23 protein-coding genes are annotated in these 23,548 nt (G+C 68.4%); 6 read left to right on the top strand and 17 right to left on the bottom strand.

All coding sequences use genetic code 11. The features are described 5' to 3' along the window. Positions 1-137 precede the first annotated feature (137 nt). The 7 genes from dksA to lpxL all read right to left on the bottom strand — a co-directional run bounded on the left by dksA (position 138) and on the right by lpxL (position 7,387). Positions 138-554, bottom strand: coding sequence for an RNA polymerase-binding protein DksA (dksA, locus tag H0X91_RS23745; RefSeq protein ID WP_006477498.1), 417 nt, complete (start codon positions 552-554; stop codon positions 138-140). A gap of 494 nt (positions 555-1,048) precedes the next feature. Next, complete coding sequence (locus H0X91_RS23740) at positions 1,049-2,224, bottom strand: CobW family GTP-binding protein (RefSeq protein WP_171984008.1); 1,176 nt, start codon at positions 2,222-2,224, stop codon at positions 1,049-1,051. A 96-nt stretch (positions 2,225-2,320) separates the two neighbouring features. Next, on the bottom strand, positions 2,321-3,535 hold the full coding sequence (locus tag H0X91_RS23735) for a class I SAM-dependent rRNA methyltransferase (protein ID WP_006495541.1): 1,215 nt from the start codon (positions 3,533-3,535) through the stop codon (positions 2,321-2,323). Between the two features lie 76 nt (positions 3,536-3,611). Continuing rightward, entirely contained in the window at positions 3,612-4,532 is a 921-nt protein-coding gene (gene xerC / locus H0X91_RS23730; protein WP_006483686.1) for a tyrosine recombinase XerC, read from the bottom strand. Between the two features lie 13 nt (positions 4,533-4,545). Then, on the bottom strand, positions 4,546-5,271 hold the full coding sequence (locus tag H0X91_RS23725; protein ID WP_006495540.1) for a DUF484 family protein: 726 nt from the start codon (positions 5,269-5,271) through the stop codon (positions 4,546-4,548). A gap of 37 nt (positions 5,272-5,308) precedes the next feature. Further along, positions 5,309-6,178, bottom strand: a complete 870-nt coding sequence (gene dapF, locus H0X91_RS23720) for a diaminopimelate epimerase (protein ID WP_006482985.1) — start codon at positions 6,176-6,178, stop codon at positions 5,309-5,311. A gap of 324 nt (positions 6,179-6,502) precedes the next feature. After that, positions 6,503-7,387, bottom strand: coding sequence for a lauroyl acyltransferase LpxL (gene lpxL, locus H0X91_RS23715; protein ID WP_077055850.1), 885 nt, complete (start codon positions 7,385-7,387; stop codon positions 6,503-6,505). A gap of 265 nt (positions 7,388-7,652) precedes the next feature. Between lpxL and metK the strand changes: the two genes are divergently transcribed. Beyond that, a complete protein-coding gene (gene metK, locus H0X91_RS23710) occupies positions 7,653-8,840 on the top strand; it encodes a methionine adenosyltransferase (RefSeq protein WP_006482984.1) in 1,188 nt (395 codons plus the stop codon). Positions 8,841-8,951: 111 nt separating this feature from the next. Here metK and H0X91_RS23705 read toward each other — a convergent pair whose 3' ends face one another. Then, complete coding sequence (locus tag H0X91_RS23705) at positions 8,952-9,293, bottom strand: hypothetical protein (RefSeq protein ID WP_006492161.1); 342 nt, start codon at positions 9,291-9,293, stop codon at positions 8,952-8,954. Positions 9,294-9,645: 352 nt separating this feature from the next. Between H0X91_RS23705 and H0X91_RS23700 the strand changes: the two genes are divergently transcribed. Further along, positions 9,646-10,419: a phytanoyl-CoA dioxygenase family protein gene (locus H0X91_RS23700; protein ID WP_196433400.1), complete on the top strand. Its 774-nt coding sequence runs from the start codon at positions 9,646-9,648 to the stop codon at positions 10,417-10,419. A 157-nt stretch (positions 10,420-10,576) separates the two neighbouring features. On the opposite strand, the gene H0X91_RS23695 is transcribed toward H0X91_RS23700, so the two are convergent. After that, the gene (locus tag H0X91_RS23695) at positions 10,577-10,783 is read right to left on the bottom strand and encodes a DUF3185 family protein (protein WP_006482797.1); all 207 of its coding nucleotides are present in this window, start codon (positions 10,781-10,783) and stop codon (positions 10,577-10,579) included. Positions 10,784-10,976: 193 nt separating this feature from the next. Between H0X91_RS23695 and mgrA the strand changes: the two genes are divergently transcribed. Next, a complete protein-coding gene (gene mgrA / locus H0X91_RS23690) occupies positions 10,977-12,020 on the top strand; it encodes an L-glyceraldehyde 3-phosphate reductase (protein ID WP_060267870.1) in 1,044 nt (347 codons plus the stop codon). 106 nt (positions 12,021-12,126) lie between these two features. Here mgrA and H0X91_RS23685 read toward each other — a convergent pair whose 3' ends face one another. After that, complete coding sequence (locus H0X91_RS23685; protein ID WP_006482800.1) at positions 12,127-12,312, bottom strand: hypothetical protein; 186 nt, start codon at positions 12,310-12,312, stop codon at positions 12,127-12,129. A 353-nt stretch (positions 12,313-12,665) separates the two neighbouring features. Next, positions 12,666-13,553: a DMT family transporter gene (locus tag H0X91_RS23680; RefSeq protein ID WP_124633576.1), complete on the bottom strand. Its 888-nt coding sequence runs from the start codon at positions 13,551-13,553 to the stop codon at positions 12,666-12,668. An 808-nt stretch (positions 13,554-14,361) separates the two neighbouring features. On the opposite strand from H0X91_RS23680, the gene H0X91_RS23675 reads away from it, so the two are divergent. Continuing rightward, complete coding sequence (locus tag H0X91_RS23675) at positions 14,362-14,574, top strand: hypothetical protein (RefSeq protein WP_006477514.1); 213 nt, start codon at positions 14,362-14,364, stop codon at positions 14,572-14,574. 56 nt (positions 14,575-14,630) lie between these two features. Beyond that, positions 14,631-15,653, top strand: a complete 1,023-nt coding sequence (locus H0X91_RS23670) for a serine/threonine protein kinase (RefSeq protein WP_196433399.1) — start codon at positions 14,631-14,633, stop codon at positions 15,651-15,653. A 66-nt stretch (positions 15,654-15,719) separates the two neighbouring features. Here H0X91_RS23670 and H0X91_RS23665 read toward each other — a convergent pair whose 3' ends face one another. Both H0X91_RS23665 and H0X91_RS23660 read right to left on the bottom strand, forming a co-directional pair. Next, positions 15,720-17,162 carry a coniferyl aldehyde dehydrogenase gene (locus H0X91_RS23665; RefSeq protein WP_006485442.1) on the bottom strand — a complete coding sequence of 481 codons (1,443 nt, stop codon included), beginning with the start codon at positions 17,160-17,162 and terminating at the stop codon, positions 15,720-15,722. Further along, positions 17,159-17,665, bottom strand: a complete 507-nt coding sequence (locus tag H0X91_RS23660) for a hypothetical protein (RefSeq protein WP_153260054.1) — start codon at positions 17,663-17,665, stop codon at positions 17,159-17,161. Before H0X91_RS23660 ends, H0X91_RS23665 begins: the two co-directional genes overlap by 4 nt. A gap of 223 nt (positions 17,666-17,888) precedes the next feature. Between H0X91_RS23660 and H0X91_RS23655 the strand changes: the two genes are divergently transcribed. After that, positions 17,889-19,529: a GMC family oxidoreductase gene (locus tag H0X91_RS23655; protein ID WP_006485445.1), complete on the top strand. Its 1,641-nt coding sequence runs from the start codon at positions 17,889-17,891 to the stop codon at positions 19,527-19,529. Between the two features lie 34 nt (positions 19,530-19,563). Here the strand turns inward: H0X91_RS23655 and H0X91_RS23650 are convergent, their stop codons facing one another. The 4 genes from H0X91_RS23650 to fliH all read right to left on the bottom strand — a co-directional run. Continuing rightward, positions 19,564-20,928 carry a flagellar hook-length control protein FliK gene (locus tag H0X91_RS23650; RefSeq protein WP_034201237.1) on the bottom strand — a complete coding sequence of 455 codons (1,365 nt, stop codon included), beginning with the start codon at positions 20,926-20,928 and terminating at the stop codon, positions 19,564-19,566. Between the two features lie 31 nt (positions 20,929-20,959). After that, positions 20,960-21,418, bottom strand: a complete 459-nt coding sequence (gene fliJ, locus H0X91_RS23645; protein ID WP_006489106.1) for a flagellar export protein FliJ — start codon at positions 21,416-21,418, stop codon at positions 20,960-20,962. Between the two features lie 5 nt (positions 21,419-21,423). After that, positions 21,424-22,929 (bottom strand): flagellar protein export ATPase FliI, encoded by a 1,506-nt coding sequence (gene fliI, locus H0X91_RS23640; RefSeq protein WP_230878004.1) that lies wholly within the window; start codon positions 22,927-22,929, stop codon positions 21,424-21,426. 32 nt (positions 22,930-22,961) lie between these two features. After that, positions 22,962-23,548: flagellar assembly protein FliH (gene fliH / locus H0X91_RS23635; RefSeq protein WP_077215489.1), on the bottom strand; the 587-nt coding region annotated here is incomplete at its 5' end.

Below are 23,548 nucleotides of genomic sequence, written 5' to 3'. Positions count from 1 at the left end.
ATTTTAGGGCGGGCGCCGGGATATCAAGAGGGGGAGGCAAATCGGCCGGCAGCCGGGAACCGGTGCCGGAAAACAAAAAGCGCGCGGCAGGCCGCGCGCTTTCGGGAAGCAGCGTGTCTGAGCGGAATACCGCTCGATCAGTCGCCGAACAGCTTCTGGCGCAGCTCGCGGCGCTCCTGCGCCTCGAGCGACAGCGTGGCGGTCGGACGCGCGAGCAGGCGCGGAATGCCGATCGGCTCGCCGGTTTCCTCACACCAGCCGTAATCGCCGGAATCGATGCGGGCGAGCGACTGCTGAACCTTCTTGAGGAGCTTGCGTTCGCGATCGCGCGTGCGCAGCTCGAGCGCATGCTCTTCCTCGATCGTCGCGCGGTCGGCGGGATCGGGGACGATCACCGTCTCGCGCAGGTTCTCGGTCGTCTGGCCTGCATTCTTGAGGATGTCCGCCTGCAACTGTTCGAGCCGATTTTTGAAGAAGGCGAGCTGATCCTCATTCATGTAATCCTTGTCGCTCATCTTCAGGATTTCGGCTTCGGTCAAGAGTTTCTTCGTCATCTGCTTGCTTCTTCAATGTGCGGCAAATCAAGAGATATTGCCTGCACTTTGGGATTACCCGCAACCGCGCTTGCAATCATTTGCGATTTGCCGCCGCGGGGCCGAAAGCCTCTGGAAAACCGGTTCTCAAATACCAGGATAGGCCTGGCGCGGATTTGCGCGCGCTGCGAACCGGTGTGCTGCGCGGCAGATCGCATCGGCCGCGGCCGGGAGGCGGATGGGCGATCCGGCGCGGTTGCGATGCCCGGAAAACTGGTTCAGCAAGAACCGGGCCTGTTTGTTGCCGTACTCCAGCGGGCACGTATTGTAACTGAATCGCAAGCGGCCGCCGTATCGGGTCGATCCCCGTCGGCCGCGCCAATATCTAGAAAATATAACGCGCAAATCGCGAAAAAGCGATGACGGCGAAACCCTGCCCGGAAAAGGCGTCGCGCGGCTGCCGCAGCCGCCTGCGAAGGCGGCCGGCAGCGGGGTGCGGCAGGCGCCCGCGCGGGTCAGGCGAGGCAGGCGTCGAGGCCGTCGGTGATCAGGTCCTGCGGCAGGTCGACGCCGATGAACACCATCTTGTTGGTTTTCTTCTCGACCGGCAGCCACTTCGCCGCGAGGTCGCTGCCCATCATCTGGTGCACGCCCTGGAACACGACCTTGCGGTCGACGCCCTTCATGTACAGCACGCCCTTGTAGCGCAGCATGCGCTCCCCGTAGATCTGCAGGATGCCGCCGAGGAAGTCTTCCAGCTTGTTCGGATCGAACGGGCGGTCGTTGCGGTACACGAACGACTTGATCTTGTCGTCGTGGTGCGCGTGGTGATGGTTGTGGTGGCCGTGGTCGTGATCGTGCGCGCATTGGCCGTGATCGTGGTCGCAATTCGCGTGATCGTGATCATGGTCGTGATCGTGGTGGTGGTGCGCGTGATCGTCCTCGGCGAGGAAATCGGGATCGATCTCGAGCTTCGCGTTCAGGTTGAAGCCGCGCAGGTCGAAGATTTCCTTGATGTCCGCTTCGCCGAAATTCACGACCTTGATCGCGGCCTTCGGGTTCATGTGCATCAGGCGGTGCTTCAGGCCCGCGACGGTCTGGTCGTCGACGAGGTCCGACTTCGTGATGAACAGGCGGTCGGCGAAACCGACCTGACGCTGCACCACTTCGTGTTCGTCGAGCTGCGCGTTCGCGTGCTTCGCGTCGACCAGCGTGATGACCGCGTCGAGCAGGAAATCGTCGGCGATTTCGCTGTCGATGAAGAACGTTTGTGCGACGGGGCCCGGGTTCGCGAGGCCGGTCGTCTCGATCACGATGCGGTCGAAGTCGAGCTTGCCTTCGCGCTTCTTCGCGGCCAGATCGCCGAGCGCGCGGGCGAGGTCGCCGCGGATCGTGCAGCAGATGCAGCCGTTGCTCATCTGGATGATCTGCTCGTTCGAATCCTGCACGAGGATTTCGTTGTCGATGTTCTCTTCGCCGAACTCGTTCTCGATCACGGCGATTTTCATGCCGTGCTGTTCGTTCAGGATGCGCTTGAGCAGCGTCGTCTTACCGCTGCCGAGGAAGCCGGTAAGGATGGTGACGGGAGTGGCCATGTCGGTCGCCTGTGGTTCGTGAATCGGGGTCAAAACCAGGATGTGCGTCGCGCCCTCGCGCTGCGAGCCGGGGCGCACAACCATCCATTGAAACATACCTGTCAAGCCCCCGCCCATCGTCCGGACGACAGGGGCGAGGCGCGGCCCGACAGGCGGAGCTGGCGGACCGGGTGTCCGCCAAGATCGGGGCGATCAGACAATTTGCAACAGCAGGCCCTTCAGGTATTCGCCTTCCGGGAACGCGGCGAGCAGCGGATGATCGACGCCCGCGCCGAGCCGCTTCAGGATCCGTGCGTCGACCTTCGCGTCGGCGGCCGCGCCCGCGACGATCTTCTGGAACAGGTCCATGTCGATCGCGCCCGAGCATGAGTACGTGAACAGCAGGCCGCCCGGACGCAGCAGCCTGAAACCGCTCAGGTTGATGTCCTTGTACGCGCGCGCCGCGCGATCGACGCTGTCGCGGGTCGGCGCGAACTTCGGCGGATCGAGCACGATCAGGTCGAATCGTTCGCCTTCGTCGACGAGGCGGCGCAGCGTCTTGAATGCATCGGCGTCGAGCCAGGTCGCGCGTTCGGCGTCGAAGCCGTTGGCCACGACGTTCTGCTGCGCGAGCGCGAGCGCATCGCCCGACGAGTCGATCGACACGACGCGTTTCGCGCCGCCCTTGAGCGCCGCGAGCGAGAAGCCGCCGGTGTAGCAGAAGCAGTTCAGCACGTCGCGGTCGGCCGCGTACTGCGCGACGAGCGCGCGGTTGTCGCGCTGGTCGACGTAGAAGCCCGTCTTGTGGCCGTTCGGCACGTCGACGTGATAGCGCACGCCGTTTTCGTTCGAGATCAGCGTCGCGGGCGGCGCGTCGCCGGCCAGCACGCCGGTCGTCTGTTCGAGCCCTTCCTTGTCGCGGATCGACACGTCCGAGCGCTCGTACACGTTCGGGCAGCCGGTCGCGCCGGTGAGCGCCGCGACGATCGCGTCCTTCCACGCTTCGACGCCCGCGGCCATGAACTGGCAGACGAGCTGGCCGCGCGGCGCGGCGCCGGCCTCGGCGGTGTCCGCGACGTAGTAGTCGACGATCAGCCCCGGCAGCCCGTCGGCTTCGCCGAACACGAGCCGCACCGCGCCCGTGCCCGACACCATCGTCGTGCGGTGCGCGACCGCGCGCTGCACGCGGCGCTTGAAGAACGCGTGATCGATCGGCTCGTGCTCGTCGAAGCTCCACACCCGCACGCGGATCTGCGACTGCGGGCTGTACGCGCCGCGCGCGAGGAAGCGGCCGTCGTGCGCACGCACGAGCACGGTCGCGCCGGGCGCGGGCTTGCCGTCGACGCGGTCGATCGCATTGGCGTAGATCCACGGATGGCGGCGCAGCAGCGATTTTTCCTTGGACGGCTTGAGGGTGACGGTTTGCATGATGAGATCGAAATGGGCCGGGCGCGGCGCCGGCCGGTGCCGGCCGCCGCGCGTGGCGGGTAACACGGGACGCGCGTCAGTCGCGCTTCTTCGCGCGCGGATGCGCGCTGTCGTAAATCTTCGCGAGATGCTGGAAGTCGAGCGACGTATAGACCTGCGTCGCGGCGACGCTCGCGTGGCCGAGCAGTTCCTGCACCGCGCGCAGGTCGCCGCTCGACTGCAGCACGTGCGTCGCGAACGAGTGGCGCAACACGTGCGGGTGGACGTTGGCGGGGATGCCGGCGGCGAGCGCCGCGCGCTTCACGCGCTCGCGCACGACGCCCGGCGACATCCGGTTGCCGCGCACCGACACGAACAGCGGATGCGGATCGTGCTTCACGAATTCGCCGCGCACCGCGAGCCACGCGTTCAGCGCGTCGATCGCCTTGCGGCCGACCGGCACCTTGCGCTCCTTGTTGCCCTTGCCGCGCACGGTGACTTCGGCTTCGGCGAGATCGAGCCAGCCGGCCGAGCGGTAGCCGTCGGCCTGCGTGTACGTCACGTCCAGCCCGATCAGCTCGGCGAGGCGCAGCCCCGACGAATAGAACAGCTCGAGGATCGCGTGATCGCGGATGCCTTCGGTCGTGCCGGCGAGCGGCGCGTCCATCAGCGCGGATGCGTCGTCGACCGACAGCGCCTTCGGCAGCGTTTTCGGGCGCTTCGGCGCGCGCACCGCGGCCACCGGGTTCGCGGGCATCTCGATGCGTTGCGCGAGCCAGCGGTAGAACGCGCGCCACGCGGAGAGCCGGTGCGAGATCGAGCGCGCGGACAGCCCGCCCGCATGCGCGCGGGCGACCGCGCCGCGCATGTCGGCGGCGGTCAGCGCGTCGAGCGGCCGGCCAGCCGCGAGCTTCTTCAGTTCGTCGAGTTCGTGCGTGTACGCGCGCAGCGTGTGTTCCGACAGCTGCCTGACGTGCTTCAGGTTCGACAGGTAGGCGGCGATCGGATCGTCGGTCATCGCGTGCGGCGGATCAGTGCGGCAGCAGGCGCGTGAGCGCGGCGCTCGCGAGCGTCGCGATCTGTGCGAGGAAGTCGGTGGCCATCCCGTCGTGGAAGCGGCGCGGATCGGGCGAACCGAGGACCAGCAGGCCGAACGCGGGCGCATCGTTGCCGGCGAGCGGCGCGCGCAGCGCGAGCAGTGCGACCGACGCGGCCGAGCCGTCGCCGGCCGGCGCGGCTTCGGTGCCTTCCGCGGCGCTCGCGGCCGGGGCGGCGAGCGCGGGCGCGAGCCACTGGGCGGCTTCGAAGCCGGTGTTCGCGCCGCAGTACGGCGTCGACAGGCCGTTCGTGAACAGGCGCACTTCCTCGCCGACCTGGCGCGCGAAGTCGGCTTGCGCGTAGGTGTCGGCGACGTCCCACACGCGCAGCGCCGTCTGCGGCACATCGAACACGTCGGCGATGCCGTCGGCGATCGTGCGCGGCAGCGCGTACGGATCGCGCTCCGCGATCACGCGCGCGGTCCAGCGGCTGAATTTCGCGGACAGGCTGTCGTTCTCGTGGCCGTAGCGCACGAGTTCGGCGAGCCGGCGCTCGAGGTGCTTGTTCTTGTCGCGCAGCATCTCCATCTGCCGCTCCTGCAGCGAGATCGCGGCCTTGCCGTGCGGGTTCGCGAGACGGATCGTCGCGAGCAGCTCGGCGTGCTGCGCGAAGAATTCGGGGTTGGCGAGCAGGTAGTCGGCGACTTCGCGATCGTTCATGTGGCTGGAGCGTTCAGTTATCAAGGACGTTGCAGGGTCAGGCGTTCAGGTCGATCTCGCCTTCGAACACGGTCGTGGCGGGGCCGGCCATCATCAGCGCGGCGGCTTCGTCGCGCGCGCCGTCCCAGCCGATCGTCAGCGTGCCGCCGTGCGTGTGCACGGTCACGGGCGAATCGAGCAGGCCGCGCCGGATACCGGCCGCGACCGCCGCGCATGCGCCGGTGCCGCACGCGAGCGTCTCGCCCGCGCCGCGTTCGTACACGCGCAGCTTCACTTCGCGGCGCGACACGATCTGCATGAAGCCGGCGTTCACGCGCTGCGGGAAGCGCGCATGACGCTCGATCAGCGGGCCTTCTTCCAGCACCGGATACGCTTCGGCATCGTCGACGACCTGCACGGCATGCGGATTGCCCATCGACACCGTCGAGATCCAGCGTGTCGCGCCGCCGACGTCGAGCGGCCACAGCGTGTCGCGGCCTTCCTGGCGGCCGTCGAGCCCCGCTGCGTCGAACGGCACCTGCGCCGGCGCGAACACGGGCGCGCCCATGTCGACGACGACTTCGCCGTTGTCCTGCAGCGTCAGCGTGATCAGGCCCTTCATGACCTGCACGCGCACGCTGCGCTTGTCGGTCAGGCCGCGGTCGCTGACGAACTTCACGAAACAGCGCGCGCCGTTGCCGCAGTGCTCGACCTCGCCGCCGTCGCAATTGAAGATCCGGTACTTGAAATCCGCGCCGTCGACGGTCGGTTTCTCGACCAGCAGCAACTGGTCGGCGCCGATGCCGAAATGGCGGTTGGCGAGTGCGCGCACCTGCGCGTCGGTGAGCGGCGGCAGCGCGCGCGAATAGCCGTCGAGCACGACGAAGTCGTTGCCCGCGCCGTGCATCTTGGTGAACGAGAGTTTCACTGGGTCCGGAATTCCATGGCGAACGAGGCGGTCGGCACGACACGGACGGCCGGCGGCCATGCCGGGGCAGCCTCGTTCGTCGTGCTGATCTCAACCGCAAATGATACATGCAGCCGACAGGGGCGTCCTGCGCGGGCGGGGCCGCGCGTCCGTCGTGCAGATGGAAGGGGGCGCAATCTGCCGATTGGCCGACTGGCCGCGCGAACGACGAGCGGCCGGATCGATAGGAGGGCGGTGCGGCAGGCGGGCGCGCAAAGGGCGCCGAAGGCGGCGAGAGCGCAGGCACGCACATGACGGCGCACCCGCGCATGTTTCGCGGCAGGGTCAGTACAGGCTCGGCTCGCCGGGCGGGCGCGTCTTGAAGCGCTTGTGCACCCAGTAATACTGCTCGGGCATCAGCGGAATCTGCTCCTCGAGGAATTCGTTCATCCGCCGCGCGTCGAGATCGTCGTCGCCGGTCGGGTAGTGATCCCACGGCTTGAATACTCTCAGACGGTAGCCCTTGTAGTTCGGCAGCACCTCGCCGATGAACGGCACGACCTGCGCGCGCCCCGTCTTCGCGAGCCGGCCGACGGCCGTCAGCGTGCAGGCCGGCACGCCGAAGAACGGGACGAACGTCGAGTTGCGCAGCCCGTAATCCATGTCCGCGCCGAGCATCACCGGCTTGCGGTCGCGCAGCCAGCGCAGCACGACGCGCGCGCTGTCCGCGCGGCCGACCATCTCGGCGTCGAAGCGCCCGCGCGCCTTCTTCGCCTCTTCCTCGAGCACCGCGTTCGAGAACGGCTGGTACAGCGATCCGCAGCGGCGGTGCAGCGAACGGTTGAGCCAGATCGAACCGGCCTCGATGCCGACGAAGTGCAGGCCGAGGAACAGCGTCGGCGGCAGGTCGGGATCGGTGAGATCGACCGCGCTGTCGACCTCGATCAGCTTCGCGAGCTTCTTCTCCGAGCCGAACCACTGCACGCTGCGCTCGACGTAGCTGCGGATCGCATGACGGAAATGCTGGCCCGCCACTTCCTCGCGCCGCTCGTCGCTCCAGTCCGGGAAGCAGAGTTTCAGATTCGTATGTACGATGCGCTTTCGCCGGCTGGGGATCTGATACAGCAGCCAGCCGAGGCCATCGCCGAACCGTGCGGTCAGACCGTACGGCAGCAGGGCGAGCAGCTTCAGCAAGCCGATGGCGAGGTGCGTGCCGAGGCGGCCTAGCATGCGGAATCTCCGTAGGGCCGGCTGGCCGGCACGTTGCGAACAGGGTGGTAAGACAGCGGAAGATGCAGCACGGGCGGCGCTCTGTGACAATTCAGGAAAGCCGCTATAATACGGGCTTCGCCGAGTTAACTGACAACTTGCGGGGCGAAGCCGGTTGGCGCGACACGCGCTGCCCGGTCCTGGTAATCCGCTAAAGCGTCGCCGCTTCAGGCCCAACGAAGCTGGCTACGTGAAACCAACCGTAACCACACAGGAGCCTGAAAAAGTGGCAAACGATTATCTCTTCACGTCCGAATCCGTCTCCGAAGGCCATCCGGACAAGGTCGCGGACCAAATCTCGGACGCGATTCTCGACGCCATCCTCGAGCAGGACAAATACTCCCGCGTTGCGGCGGAAACGCTGTGCAACACGGGTCTCGTCGTGCTGGCCGGTGAAATCACCACGACGGCCAACATCGACTACATCCAGATCGCGCGCGATACGATCAAGCGCATCGGCTACGACAACACCGACTACGGCATCGACTACAAGGGTTGCGCGGTGCTCGTCGCGTACGACAAGCAATCGCCGGACATCGCGCAGGGCGTCGATCGTGCACACGACGACAACCTCGATCAAGGCGCGGGCGACCAGGGCCTGATGTTCGGCTATGCGTGCGACGAAACGCCGGAACTGATGCCGCTGCCGATCTACCTGTCGCACCGCCTCGTCGAGCGCCAGGCCAGCCTGCGCCGCGACGGCCGCCTGCAATGGCTGCGTCCGGACGCGAAGTCGCAGGTCACCGTGCGCTACGTCGACGGCAAGCCCGATTCGATCGACACCGTCGTGCTGTCGACGCAGCACGCACCGGACATCGAGCTGCCCGCGCTGCGCGAAGCCGTGATCGAGGAAATCATCAAGCCGACGCTGCCGGCCGACCTGATCAAGGGCGACATCAAGTTCCTCGTGAACCCGACCGGCCGGTTCGTGATCGGCGGCCCGCAGGGCGATTGCGGCCTGACCGGCCGCAAGATCATCGTCGACACGTACGGCGGCGCCGCACCGCACGGCGGCGGCGCGTTCTCGGGCAAGGATCCGTCGAAGGTCGACCGTTCGGCAGCGTATGCCGGCCGTTACGTCGCGAAGAACATCGTCGCCGCCGGCCTCGCGTCGCGCGCGCTGATCCAGGTGTCGTACGCGATCGGCGTGGCCGAGCCGACCTCGGTGATGGTCAACACGTTCGGCACGGGTCGCGTGTCGGATGCGGTGATCACGAAGCTCGTGCGCGAGCATTTCGACCTGCGTCCGAAGGGCATCATCAAGATGCTCGACCTGCTGCGCCCGATCTATGAGAAGACGGCAGCTTACGGCCACTTCGGTCGCGAAGAGCCGGAATTCTCGTGGGAAGCGACCGACAAGGCGCTCGCACTGGCCGAAGCGGCCGGCGTGGAGCCGACGGCACGCGTCGCGTAAGCGTCGTCCGCCCGAAATGAAAAACCCCGGCCAAGCCGGGGTTTTTTTATGGGTTTCGATCGTCGAAGCAATGGCGGCGATCGGGGCGGGCCGTGCCCGCCAGACACTCGCTCAGCGCGCGCCGAACCCGAACCAGCCGTTGCTCGCGGCAAGGCGGCGCGGGCGGTTGACGCGGCGCTGCGGGCCGAGCGTGCGGCGCAGCGCGAGCGCGCGCAGCGACGACGGCTTCTGCAGCAGCGAGCGCAGGCCGGCGCGGCGGGCGAACGCCTGCGCGCTCATCATCGAGAAAAACGCGTGGAACCACGCACGGATGCCGTCCAGCCGGCTGTGCGTGTGCGTACGCTCGGCCAGCGCCTGCGTGCGTGCGCGGTGATGGCGCAGCGAGCGGGCAGGAGCGGACGGCACGACGCGCTTCGCAGCGCGGTTGAAACGGGAAGTCAGACGGAATGGCATGTGAACGATGCTTCGCTTGTATGGGTGGCGCCCTGGAGAGCGCACTGGTATGAACGGCCTCGGATGGCACAACGGATCTTACCGAAACCCGTTGCGCGCCGCGCCCGCCAGAATTGACAGGCCGCGTCAGGCTACAGGGGATTCATGACGGGCAAAAGTCGCGATAAACCCTTGTGCCGCAAGGCGTGTGCCGCATACCGCCTGTCGCTCAGGCAGGTGCCGCGCCGCACAGTTCCCTTGAGCTGGGTCAAATCCGCGATTGGCATGCCCCTGCGCACGACAATGGTGCTGTTCGCGGTATCCGGTGCCGATTTACAATCGTCACATTCACACAATAAACGTCTGGCATCCCATGTCGTCTCCATTGCAGTCGGAATCGATCCGCGCGCAAGTCGCGGAATTGCGCGAGCGCGGCTTCGTCGTCGCGCGCGGCCTCGTCGGCGAAGCGCAGTGCGCGGCGCTCCGGCAGATCGCGGAGCGCCAGTTGCGGGAGGCCGCCGAGCCGATCGAGTTCGAGGCCGACCTGCGCTACCCGGGCGCGCCCGAATCGAAGCACGCGCCGGGCGGGCATACGGTGCGGCGGCTGCTCGATGCGTATTCGCGCGATCCGGCGTTTGCCGAGCGCGCGATCGCGCCCGAAATCGGCGCGTGGATGCGCGCGTATTTCGGCGAGGAGCCGGTGCTGTCGCGTGCGCATCACAACTGCATGATGACGAAGCATCCGGCGTACGGCAGCCTGACCGGCTGGCATCGCGATTTCCGCTACTGGGCGTTCGAGCGCCCGGACATGGTGTCGGTGTGGCTCGCGCTCGGGCCCGAAACCAACGAGAACGGTGCGCTGTGGCTCGTGCCGGGTTCGCATACGGCCGAATTCGGGCCGGAAGCGTTCGATGACGCGAAATTCTTCCGCAGTGATGTGCCGGAGAACCGCAGGATGATCGAAGCGGCCACCTGTCCGCCGCTGCAGACGGGCGACGTCGTGTTCTTCCACTGCAACACGCTGCATTCGGCCGGGCAGAACCGTTCCGACCAGGTGAAGTTCTCGCTCGTGTACACGTACCACGGCGCAAGCAACCGGCCGGTGCCCGGCACCCGCTCGGCGTCGAAGCCGGATGTGCAGTTCTAGGCGCCGCTCCGGCGGCGCGGCGCGGTCGCGATGCGCAGGCGATGCGGGTGCATCGCGGGCGAACGAGAAGGAAGCAACGGGCGGCCAGGCCGCCCGTTTCGTTTGATGCGGTCCGCGCGCGTGATGCGAGTCGTACGTGCGTCGCGCTGCGGCGCGATCAGCGCTTGCCGCCCGGCATCGCGAGGCCGATCAGGCCGACGAACGACGCCACGGCGCCGCCGGCGATCAGCAGGATCGTCTTCGTCGCGGGTGAGCCGGTGAAGAAGCGCGACACGTTGTCGTTGATCGAATGGAACGACTGGCCGCCGAAATACAGCAGCACGACGCCGCCGACGAGCAGTGCAACCGAGATGACCCGGGACATACCAACCTCGCTGAAACGGTGATTCGAGACGCCGCAGTGTAGGCGAGCGCCGCGGTCGCGTCCATCGTCGCGCCGCCGTGCGTGATCCGGCCGCTTTCGCTACCATAGTCGTCGTATGACTCCTTCGCCGCCGTCGCGTCATTGGCGTGGCCGGCGCGCGTCCCTTTCCCCGATGTCCTGACGGAACAGACTCATGGCCTACGAAGCAGCTTCCGAACGTTATGCCGGCATGCAATACCGCACCTGCGGCAAGTCCGGGCTCAAACTGCCCGCCCTGTCGCTCGGCCTGTGGCACAACTTCGGCGATTCGACGCCGATCTCGACGCAGCGCGAGATCCTGCGCACCGCGTTCGACCTCGGCATCAACCACTTCGACCTCGCGAACAACTACGGGCCGCCGTACGGCAGCGCCGAAACCAACTTCGGCCGGCTGCTGAAGGAGGATTTCCAGCCGTATCGCGACGAGCTGCTGATCTCGACGAAGGCCGGCTGGGACATGTGGCCGGGGCCGTACGGCAGCGGCGGCGGGTCGCGCAAGTACGTGCTCGCGAGCCTCGACCAGAGCCTGCAGCGGATGGGGCTCGACTACGTCGACATCTTCTATTCGCACCGTTTCGACGCGCACACGCCGCTCGAGGAAACGGCGGGCGCGCTGGCGTCGGCCGTGCAGCAGGGCAAGGCGCTCTACATCGGCATTTCGTCGTATTCGGCCGCGAAGACGCGCGAGATGGCCGCGCTGCTCGCGCAATACAAGGTGCCGCTACTGATTCACCAGCCGTCGTACAACATGCTGAACCGCTGGATCGAGAACGACCTGCTCGGCACGCTCGACGACGTCGGCGCGGGCAGCATCGCGTTCACGCCGCTCGCGCAGGGCTTGCTCACGTCGAAGTACCTGAACGGCGTGCCGGCCGACGCGCGCGTGAACAAGCCGGGCGGCGGCTCGCTGAAGCAGGAGCACCTGAGTGCGGACAACCTCGAGCACGTGCGCAAGCTCAATACGATCGCCGAGCGGCGCGGGCAGAGCCTTGCGCAGATGGCGCTGGCGTGGGTGCTGCGTAACGGCCGCGTGACGTCCGCGCTGATCGGCGCGAGCCGGGCCGAGCAGGTGCGCGAGAACGTCGGTGCGTTGCAGAACCTCGAATTCTCGGCGGAGGAACTCGCGGAGATCGATCGTTACGCGACGGAAGGCGGCATCAATCTGTGGGAAAAGCCGTCCACCGATCAGGCGATCTGACCGGAAGTCGATACGGGATGCGAAATATCGTGTGCCGTATCGCCGCCGCACACGCCATGCGGCCCATCGCTGCGGTGCAGCGATGGGCGTCGCGCACGGCGAGGCGCTAGATCAGCGCAGGCAGGCCTTCAACGAGCAATACCGCGACGCCGACGCCGAGAATGACGCCGAGTACGCGCAGCAGGTTGTGACGGAACTGGGTGGCGCACGGTACCGCGCCGAGAAATAGCGCTCCGGCCAGCGCCATCGGAATCAACAGGATGAAGTCGCCGATCGTGAAATAGGTCGTCATGCGTGTCTCCAGTGTCGGCCGAAGTGGGCGCTTCGGTGCTTGCCTGGGCGGCTCCATCCCTGCGGGATATCGGCCTGAAACGGCACGCGTGCGCTCACCCCGGCCCCATGCCGGGTGTTTCTAGTTGGTCCGGCCCGTTACGAGCAGGCCGGTCAATTCGAGTATAGGCAACCGGCGGCGTTTTTCGCTATCCGAACCATTAAAAATCAGTAGAAAGCCCCGCGAATCACGCGTTTTTCGTGCGAACAAGACGAACGCCTTGCGCGTATCTTTCCCGTTCCTTTCGATTTTCGCGGAATCGTCGTATGTGTCCGATACGGGCCGCCGCACCCGCGGGCGCGGCGGCCCGCCGCTCAGGCGCGGTCGGGTTGCGGGCGGGCGGCCGGCGCGCGGAACACGAGCGCGAGCCCGGCGATGATCGCGCCCATGCCGGCGAGCGCGAGCGGCTCGGGCCGGTTGCCGAGCCACACGGCGTCCATCAGCGTGGTGACGACCGGTACGAGATAGAACAGGCTCGTCACGTTGACGAGATCGCCGCGCTGCATCAAGCGGTAGAACAGCAGTTGCGCGATTACCGAAATCACGATGCCGAGCCACAGCAGCGGCACGACGAACGCCCAGCTGATGTCGAACGACACCGGCCGGAACGGCACGATCGCGACGCACAGCGCGAGGCCGATCGCGTTCTGCAGCGGCAGCACGTCGGCGGGCGCCGCGCGCACGCGCTTTTGCAGCAGCGAGCCGACGGTCAGCGCGACGAGCGCCGTCAGCGCGCACGCGATGCCGGCCGCCGACAGGCCGCCCGTCCCGCCGCTCACGCCGCGGCCCACGACGAGCGCGAGGCCGGTGAGCGACAGCGCGAGCCCCGCGATGCGCACCGGTTGCCAGCGACGCTCGACGATCGCGAGCGTGAGGATCGGCTGCACGCCGAGGATCGTCGCGAGCACCCCGGGCGCGATGCCGCGCTCGAGTGCGAGCAGATAGAAGATCGAATAGCCGCCCATCATCAGCAAGCCGGTCAGCGCGGCCATGCGCCGCTCGCCGCGCGGCGGCAGCCAGCGTTTGCGCATGAACGCCAGCGCGAGCAGCACGAGCGATGCGAGCGCGAAACGGGCGGTGAGAAAGGCGAACGCGGACGCGTGACGCAGACCGAGTTCAGCGAAGATCGCGCCGCTGCTCCACAGCAGTACGAAGAGCGACGTCGCGCCATGCGCGGCCAGCGCGCGTTTGAACGAAACCATGTGAATCCACCTGTCGAACGGATCGAAACGTTCCATCCGCGCGCGCGGCAACGTGCCGTGCGTCATGACGCACGCACCTGCAGCCCACGGCGCGAAGGGAAGACGAAAACGAAAAGCCGGCGAGTCAGCCGGCGCGTGCCGCCGGAGGGGGCGGCGCGGCGCAGACGAGCGGCGGTGCGACAGGAGGAGGAAGGACCGACGGATGCACGCACGCCTGCGGCCGCGAGTCGAACTGCGGCCGGGATTTTGCGAGGGCGGACGTGAGCGGATACATCGTGTCGGAGTGCGGTTGAACGCGAATGAAAGCTTAAGGTACCGCAAGGCAGCCATCGAGCGCAACTCTTGTCGGCGGCTGCATATCGCGAGCGGCGTCGTGCGTCGATGCAGGCCGATGCCGGTACGCACGCAAGCATTCGACGAACGGTGGAAAGCGATCGACATGCGACGCACGCGACGTGATTCCGGTCGGTCGCGTGCAGTGTTCCGATGATTCGGCAGCGGCGAAGCGAAGCGGCACGCGCGTTGCGTCAATCATGGGCGTGTGGTGGCGCGGTACCGTTTCGGTGGTCAGTCACATTCGACAGGGTATGATGGGGGTAACCGGGCGGGCAAGTACGTGCCCGACGCAGTGGTTGATTGGAGACATTCGACGAATTCGCGGCACTTCGCCTGCTTCTTCTTCTTTTCGCGCTTCGATAAACCGTGAACAATGGGATCACGCGCAACGCTCCGCCGAGAGCGGCGCGGATCGTGCATTTGCCGGCTCGCCAGCGGGCCGGGTTTCAAGATTCAAGAGTGGGGAACCATCATGCATATCGGGTCGATCGTCTGCACTACCCATATCGCGGTGCCGAAAGGCGCGCGCGGCATCGTCCAGCGCATCCTGGGCGACATGGCCATGGTGACCTGGTACGCGGGCGTGCCGGGTGAGTCGAAAGAACTCAACACCGAGCCGTTCTTTCTCGAGGACCTGATCGACACCGGCGAATCCGTTCTGCCGGCCGGCGCGGCGCTTCACTAAGCACCCATCGCACCGGACGCTCGTCTTTCGGTCCGGCAGGCGGCACAATGCGGGGCATGACAGACGCCACCTCCGCTCCCGCTTCTCCCGCCAGCCCGCCGTTCGCCGGCCTCACGCCCGAATGCGTGCTCGACGCGCTCGACAGCGTGCTGATGCCGGCCGGCCTGCGCACCGACGGGCGCTTGCTTGCCCTCAACAGCTACGAAAACCGCGTCTACCAGGTCGGTATCGAAGACGGCCCGCCGGTCGTCGCGAAGTTCTATCGCCCGGCGCGCTGGTCGGACGACGCGATTCTCGAAGAGCATGCGTTCGTCGCCGAACTCGCCGCGCGCGAGATTCCGGCGGTGCCCGCGCGATCGTTCGACGGCCGCACGCTGCACGCGTTCGACGGTTTCCGCTTCTCGATCTTCGAGCGGCGCGGCGGGCGCGCACCCGATCTCGACCGCAGCGACACGCTCGAGTGGCTCGGCCGCTTCATCGGCCGCATTCATGCGGTCGGTGCGACGCAGCCGTATGTCGCGCGTCCCGTGCTCGACATCGGCACGTTCGGCTACGAGCCGCGCGACTACCTGCTCACGCACGATTTCATTCCGGATGACGTAAGACCGGCGTACGAGACCGCGGTCGCGCTGGCGCTCGAAGGCGTCGAGGCGGCGTTCGAGCGCGCGGGCGAGATTCGCCTGCTGCGCACGCATGGCGACTGTCATCCGAGCAACGTGCTGTGGACCGATGCCGGCCCGCATTTCGTCGACTTCGACGACAGCCGGATGGCGCCGGCCGTGCAGGATCTGTGGTTGCTGCTGCCGGGGGATCGCGAAGGCGCGTCGCACGCGCTGGCGGACCTGCTCGCCGGCTACGAGGATTTCTGCGAATTCGAGCCGCGCGAGCTGTATCTCGTCGAAGCGCTGCGCACGCTGCGGCTGATCCACTACGCGGCGTGGCTCGCGCGGCGTTGGGACGATCCGGCGTTTCCCGCCGCGTTCCCGTGGTTCAACACGCATCGTTACTGGGAAGCGCGCGTGCTCGAACTGCGCGAGCAGATCGGCGCGATGCAGGAAGGGCCGCTCTGGCCCGTGTGACCGTTGCGCGCGCGGCATCCCTGCCGCGCGGCAGGTTGGACAGGGCCGCGACGCGGCCCGTCCGGCTCAGAACTTCAGCATCAGCTTGATCAGCGCGGCGAAGCGCTTGCCGTACGGCGGCGCGAGCAGGTTGCGCGCGTTCAGGCGCGCCTGCGTGAGCACCGGCTTCATCTTCGAGAACGTCACGAAGCCATCGTAGCCGTGGTACGCACCCATGCCGCTCGCCCCGACCCCGCCGAACGGCAAACTGCCGCATGCGATGTGCATCAGCGTTTCGTTGATCGAGACGCCGCCCGAGATCGTTTCGCGCATCACGCGGTCGATCGTGCCGCCATCCTCGTCGAACAGGTACAGCGCGAGCGGACGCGGGCGCGCATTGACGTACGCGATCGCTTCGTCGAGCCGCTCGTACGGCACGAGCGGCAGCAGCGGCCCGAAGATTTCCTCCTGCATCAGTTGCGACGTGGCGGGCACCTGCGTGAGCGCGCACGGCACGAAGCGGCGCGATGCGGGATCGGACTGCGCATCGGACAGCGGGTGCAACTGCGCGCCGGCCGCCTGCGCGTCGCTCGCGAGTTGCTGCAGGCGGGCGTAGTGGCGCGGCGACACGATCGTCGTGTAGTCGCCGTTGGCCGACAGGTCCGGATACAGCTTCGCGAAGCGGGTCCGCGCGCGTTCGATGAACGCGCCTTCCATCCCGCGCGGCAGCAGCACGTAGTCGGGCGCGATGCAGGTCTGGCCGGCGTTCAGCGTCTTGCCGGCGACGATCGCATCGACGGCCGCGTCGAAGCGCGCATTCGGGCCGACGATCGCCGGCGACTTGCCGCCGAGCTCGAGCGTGACGGGCGTGAGGTTGTCCGCGGCCGCGCGCATCACGTGGCGGCCGACCTGCGTCGAGCCGGTGAACAACAGGTGATCGAACGGCAGCGCGCTGAACGCGGCGCCGATCTCCGCGTCGCCATTCACGACCGCGACGTGGTCGCGCGTGAAGGTCTTGCCGATGAGCTGCTCGAACAGCGCCGACGTGCGCGGCGTCAGTTCGGACATCTTGATGATCGCGCGGTTGCCGGCGGCGAGCGCGCAGATCAGCGGGCCGGCCGCGAGCAGCACGGGATAGTTCCACGGCACGACGATGCCGACCACGCCGAGTGGCTGCGGAATCACCTTCGCGCGCGCCGGGCGCAGCCACTTGTTCATCGGCTTGCGGATCGGCTTCATCCAGCGCTTGCCGTGCTTCAGCGCGTCGTCGATCTCTTCCTTCGCCATCCAGATTTCCGACAGCAGCACTTCCTGCTTCGCGCGATGGCCGAAATCGGCGCTGATCGCGTCGGCGAGCGCATCCGCGTGATCGATCAGCATCGTGCGCAGCGCGCGCAGGTGCTGCGCACGCGTGTCCCATGCCGGGTACGGTGCGCGCAGGTACGCCGCGCGCTGGTCGTGCAGCAGCGACGTCAGCGCATCGACCGACGGCAGTGCTTGCGGGGCCAGTTCGGGCAGGTCGTTCTTCATGTCGTCTCCTCCAGTTGGGCCTGGCTGATCGGCCGGCCGTCACGCCGCACGCGCACGCTCGGCGAGCGCGGCGACGCGGATCGGGTGATGCGGGTCGCGCGGCACGGGGCCGGATGCGACGGGTGTTCGAAAACCGGTTGCGGTATGCGGCAAGCGTCGTATCCGCGCGACGGTGTCCCCGTCCGAAAAGTGCGCCGCACGGCAGGCGCGCACGATCCGATACGGTGACGAGCGGGCGCGCGATGCCGTTGCGCGCACGCCTGCCGGTGCACCGCAGCAGGGCCGCGCGACGGGTACGCGACGACCCGTCGCCGCTCATCGTGCAGCGACGTCGACACACCGTCCAAACGGTCGGCGATGGCGCGTGCCGTTCGATTTCCACCGACTGCGCGCATGACGCCGTACGTCGTCGCGCAGGCCGCCGTTTGAAATGAAATGCGGGCCGCGCGCGTGACCTCCGGATCATCCGGTCGACACGCGGCCTGCAGGATCTGGCGCTGCATCGTCGTTCCTCCCGTTTCGCGACGAGTCGGCTTCTCGTGGCCGGTGCATCGCGCGAAGCGATTCGATACATCTTAAATTTAGTTCACGCGGGCGTTTAGAGGAATCGCTCTTGAATCCGCGTGCCGCGCACGGGACGGCCATTCCTACAATGCCCGAACACAAGAGGGGACGCGGTCGCGCGGCGGTGCCGGCGCGCCTTCCATGACACGACGGAGACGTGACATGCAATACGACTACATCATCGTCGGCGGCGGTTCGGGCGGCTCGAGCCTGGCCGGCCGTCTCGCCGATGCCTGCCCCGATGCGACGATCGCACTGATCGAGGCCGGCTCGCATACGGAGCGCAACCTGCTGGTCAACATGCCGGTCGGCATCGCGGCGCTGGTGCCGTTCAAGCTCGGCACCAACTACGGCTACGAGACGGTGCCGCAGCCGGGCCTCGGCGGGCGGCGCGGTTACCAGCCGCGCGGGCGCGGGATGGGCGGCTCGAGCGCGATCAACGCGATGATCTATACGCGCGGCCACCCAGGCGATTACGACGAGTGGGCGCAGCTCGGCGCGACGGGCTGGGGCTGGCAAGACGTGCTGCCGTATTTCCGCCGCGCGGAAGGCAACGAACGCGGCGCCGACGCGTGGCACGGCGCGGACGGCCCGTTGACCGTTTCCGATCTGCGCTTTCGCAATCCGTTCTCCGAACGATTCATCCAGGCCGCGCATGCCGCCGGCTATCCGCTGAACGACGACTTCAACGGCGCGACGCAGGAAGGCGTCGGCTTCTATCAGGTCACGCATCGCGACGGTTCGCGTTGCAGCGTGGCGCGCGCGTATATCTACGGCCGCAACCGGCCGAACCTGCACGTGCTCACGGATGCGACGGTGCTGCGCGTCGGCTTCGACGGCAAGCGCGCGGTCGGCGTCGTGGTGTCGCGCAACGGGCGGGTCGAGACGCTCGGCGCACGCGCGGAAGTGATCCTGTCGGCCGGCGCGTTCAATTCGCCGCAACTGCTGATGTGTTCGGGAATCGGCCCGGCGGAGCAACTGCGCCGCCACGGGATCGCGGTCGTGCAGGATGCGCCGGACGTCGGCACGAACCTGATCGACCACATCGATTTCATCATCAACACGCGCGTGAATTCGTCGGAGCTGGTCGGCGTGTGCGTGCGCGGCATCGCGAAGATGACGCCGGCGCTCGCGCGCTATTTCTCGAGCCGCACCGGGATGATGACGAGCAACGTCGCGGAGGCCGGCGGTTTCATCAAGAGCGATCCGTCGCTCGCGCGTCCCGACCTGCAACTGCATTTCTGCACGGCGCTCGTCGACGACCACAACCGCAAGATGCACTGGGGCTTCGGCTATTCGCTGCACGTGTGCGCGCTGCGGCCGTTCAGCCGCGGCACGGTCGCGCTCGCGAGCGGCGATGCGCGCGACGCGCCGCTGATCGATCCGCGCTTCTTCAGCGATTCACGCGATCTCGACCTGCTGGTGCGTGGCGCGCAGGCGATGCGCCGCATCCTGTCGCAGGCGCCGCTCGCGTCGCAGGGCGGGCGCGAGCTGTACACGCGGCCGGACCAGAGCGAAGCGGAGTTGCGCGCGACGATCGTCGCGCATGCGGACACGATCTATCACCCGGTCGGCACCTGCCGGATGGGCTCCGATGCGCGCGCGGTCGTCGATCCGCAACTGCGCGTGCGCGGCGTCGACGGGTTGCGCGTGGTGGATGCGTCGGTGATGCCGACGCTGGTGGGCGGGAACACGAATGCGCCGTCGGTGATGATCGGCGAACGCGCGGCGGACTTCATCGTCGCGGCGCGCCGCGGCGGTGTGCCGCGCGGCGAGGCGGCTACCGCGGTGCACGGCCGCTAGGCGCGGCGCGCGCACGGCACGGCAGCGGCCATGCTCAGGCAAACGTATCGACGAGGCCGGCGCGGCTCGCGCGCGCGGCGACCGGTGCGGATTGCGCGGCGTCGACAGGTGCATCGACGGCTGACGGTCCGCCGTTCCCGCGTCGCGACGACTGGCCGCCGGCGAAAGTCTGCTGCGGGTTGGGCTGCTGTTGCTGCGACGCGAGGCCGCCGTCGCTGACGGTCGCGCTGCCGAGCCCGAGTCCGCCTGCTTCCATCGCTTCGCGCAGCTTCGGCAGCGCGGCTTCGACCGCGTCGCGCACCTGCGCGTGCTGCGACACGAACAGCGCGTGCGCATGGTTGTCCGCAACGCGCAGCACGACCTGCAGCGGCCCGAGATCGGGCGGGTTGAGCGTCAGCTCGGCGCTCTGCTGGTGCGCGTTCGACAGGAACACCACTTTCTGGCTCAGTGCATCCGTCCAGTCGGCCGTGCCGACGTGCGGCGCGAGCGCGTGTGCGTTGGCGGCGGCGATCGCACCGGCGGCCGGCGACAGTTGCAGGTTCGCCTGCGCGGCGGCGGCAGCCGTGGCGCCCGCCGCGAGCGTCGCGCTGGCGGCCGGGTCCGTCGCGTTGCTGGCTGCCGTGAGCGCGTGCTGGGCGCCGGACTGCGCGTTCGCGTCGGCCTGCAGCGTTTGCGGCGTGACCTGGGTCGGCGCGGGCTGGGTGGCGAGCGCGCCTTTCGCGTCGGCGAGCGTGCGGTCGAACGTCGGCACTTTCGGTGTCAGCGGTGCGGCGGCGTTCGATGCGGTCGCTGCCGGCGTGGCGGCGGCGCTCGTGCCGGTCGCCGGCATCGTGATCGCGCCCGCGCCACCCGTCAGCTTGGCGAGCGCCGCTTGCAGCGCGTCGCGGCTCGATGCCGGGTCGGTCGGCTGCGCGGTCGCGTCCTTGGCCGCATGATCGGCGAGCGTCGCCGTGGCGTCCGGCTGGCCGGACACGGCCGTCTTTTGCGTGGTGGCGGCCGCGGCGGCGGTCGCCGCGTCGGCCGGCGTCGCGGTGTCCGGGCGCGCCTGCAGTTGCGCCTGCACGGCTGCGGCGGCCGCGAGGGCGGCGGCGTCGGGGTTGGCGGTGGCGGTGGCGGCGTTCGCGGGCGTGTCGTCGGTCGCCTTGTCGTCGTCGGTGCCGGACGGTTTCGCGCCGGCGGCCGGCTTCGACGAAGCCTGTCTGGTCGACGCGTCCGGCGTACCGGCGTTGGCCGTATCGCCGCGCGTGGCGACGCTTTGCTTGAGCGTCTGAGCGAACGGCACGGCGCTCGTGGCAGCGGCCGCATCGGCGCCGGCGGCGGACGCACCCGAGCCGCGGGCGGCCTTGAGTGCGGCGCCGGCGGTGTCGAGCAGCGCGCCGAGCAGGGGCAGGGGAGGCATGACGGTTCTCTCGTTCGAAGGCGGTGGTCGGTTACGACGAGCGGGCCGCGTCGGCCCGCATGCGCAGGATCTTCGCGGCGTGTTCGTCGGCGTCGCGCTGTTCGCGCCGGGCGTCGCGCTGCGCTTCCTGCGCGACGCCGCGCGCCTGCAGGATTTCATACGAGCCGACGGTACGCTTCTTCTGCTGCCAGTTCGGGCGCGCCTCGTCGATGCGGACTTCGGCCGCGGCGAGCACGCTGCGCTGCTGCGCGATCGCGGCATCGAGCGTGTCGATGAACGCCTGGAAATTGCGCCAGTTGCCGGCCGGCATCCCGCTCTGCGCGGATTGCGCGAAGCGTGCGTGGTATTCGTCGCGATAGCGCAGCAGCGCGTCGAGCTGTTCGGCCGCCGCGGTGCGGTCGCGCTGCGCGGCGCCGAGCTGCTTCGCGGCCGAGTCGAGGTCTTCCTGCGCGCGGTCGAGCAGCAGCTGAAGGGGAAAGCCGTGGGCCATCGGGATCAGCCTCCGTAAGCGTCGAACAGCGCATCGAGCGCAGTGAGGCTCGATGCGAACGGCGCGCATTCGCGAAAGCCCTGCTGCAGGAACGCTTCGATGCGCGGGTAGAGCGCGATCGCGCGGTCGAGCTGCGCGTCGCGGCCGGGCGCGTAGGCGCCGACCGCGATCAGGTCGCGATTGCGCTGGTAGCGCGACAGCATCTGCTTGAACTGCCGCACGTGGTCGAGATGCGTTTCGTCGATCAGCGCGGTCATCGCGCGGCTGATCGACGCCTCGATGTCGATCGCGGGATAGTGGCCGGCCTCGGCGAGCGTACGCGACAGCACGATGTGGCCGTCGAGGATCGCGCGCGCCGAATCGGCGATCGGGTCCTGCTGGTCGTCGCCCTCGGTCAGCACCGTGTAGAACGCGGTGATCGAGCCGCCGCCTTCGGGGCCGTTGCCGGTGCGCTCGACGAGCGCGGGCAGCTTCGCGAACACCGACGGCGGATAGCCTTTCGTCGCGGGCGGCTCGCCGATCGCCAGCGCGATCTCGCGCTGCGCCATCGCATAGCGCGTCAGCGAATCCATCAGCAGCAGCACGTGCTTGCCCTGGTCGCGGAAATACTCGGCGAGCGACGTCGCGTACGCGGCGCCCTGCATCCGCAACAGCGGCGACACGTCGGCCGGCGCCGCGACGACGACCGAGCGCGCGAGCCCGTCCTCGCCGAGGATCTGTTCGATGAATTCCTTCACTTCGCGGCCGCGTTCGCCGATCAGGCCGATCACGATCACTTCCGCGCTCGTATAGCGCGCCATCGTGCCGAGCAGCACCGACTTGCCGACGCCGGAGCCGGCGAACAGGCCCATCCGCTGGCCGCGGCCGACGGTGAGCAGCGCGTTGATCGCGCGCACGCCGACGTCGAGCACGTGGTGGATCGGCTCGCGATCGAGCGGATTGATCGACGGCGCCGACAGCGGCGCATCGACTTTCGACGCGAGCGGGCCGAGGCCGTCGAGCGGGCGGCCCGACGCGTCGACGACGCGCCCGAGCATCTCCCAGCCGACCGGCAGCCGCTTCGCGCCCGCGAGCGGATCGGCGACGGGCGCGCTTTCGCGCGGCCACACGCGGGCGCCGGGCAGGACGCCGGCGACGTCGGTGGTCGGCATCAGGAACAGGCGGTCGCCGGCGAAGCCGACGACTTCGGCTTCCGCGTGCGGCAGCGTGCTGCCGGGCGGCAGTTCGATCGTGCATTCGGCGCCGACCGACAGGCGCAGCCCGATCGCCTCGAGCACGAGGCCGGCCGCGCGCGTGAGGCGTCCGCACGGCCGCAGCGGCAGCGCGCGGTGGCTGCGCGCGGCGAGCCCGTTCAGGTGCGTGCGCCAGTGCGCGAGATGCGGATTGTGCGGCGCGCGCGGGGCGGCGTCGGCAGCCGCGGATGCGGCGTGCGGCGTGGCGTCGTCCGCGGGATCGTGCGCGGCCGCCGGCCCGAACGACGCGAGCGCGAGCTCGCGTTCGAGCGGCGTCATGCCGTCGTGCGCGAACGCGTCGGGCGAGCGCGTCACCACGTGCTCACCTTGCCGATCGCGGCGGCGACGCGCTGCCAGCGCGTGGGCAGCGTCGCGTCGACCTCGCCGGTCGCGGCGTGCGCGCGGCAGCCGCCGCGCTCGATCGACGCGTCGGTGCGCACGTTCCAGCCGAGCGTGTCGAGATCGTCCTGCAGATACGCTTCGACGACGGGCAGGTCAGCCGGATTCACCGCGAGATGCGGCGCGCCGGACAGCGCGGGTTCGGCCGCGAGCACGTCGCGCACGGCGGCGACCAGCGCGGCCGGGTCGTGCTTCACGTGCTGGCGCACGACCTGCTGCGCGATGTCGAGCGCGAGCTGCGCGAGCTCGGATGCGAGATCGTGTTCGACGGCGGACACGGCTTCGCGGAACGACGCGGCGAGCGCCGCGAGCTGCGCGGCCTGTTCGCGGGCGTCGGCCTGGCCGGCCTCGAAACCCTGTTCGCGGCCCTGCTCGAAACCGGCCTGGTAGCCGAGCGCCTGGCCTTCGACGTGGCCGGCCGCATGGCCTTCGGCGTGCGCGGCGTCGCGCACGCGCTGCAGTTCCTCGGCGAGCGCGGCGGCAGCGGCCGCCGCGTGGT

Origin of the sequence: Burkholderia sp. 9777_1386, assembly GCF_015712265.1 — a bacterium.
GTDB classification, from domain to species: domain Bacteria; phylum Pseudomonadota; class Gammaproteobacteria; order Burkholderiales; family Burkholderiaceae; genus Burkholderia; species Burkholderia cenocepacia.
This window is presented reverse-complemented; position numbering and strand designations above follow the sequence as displayed.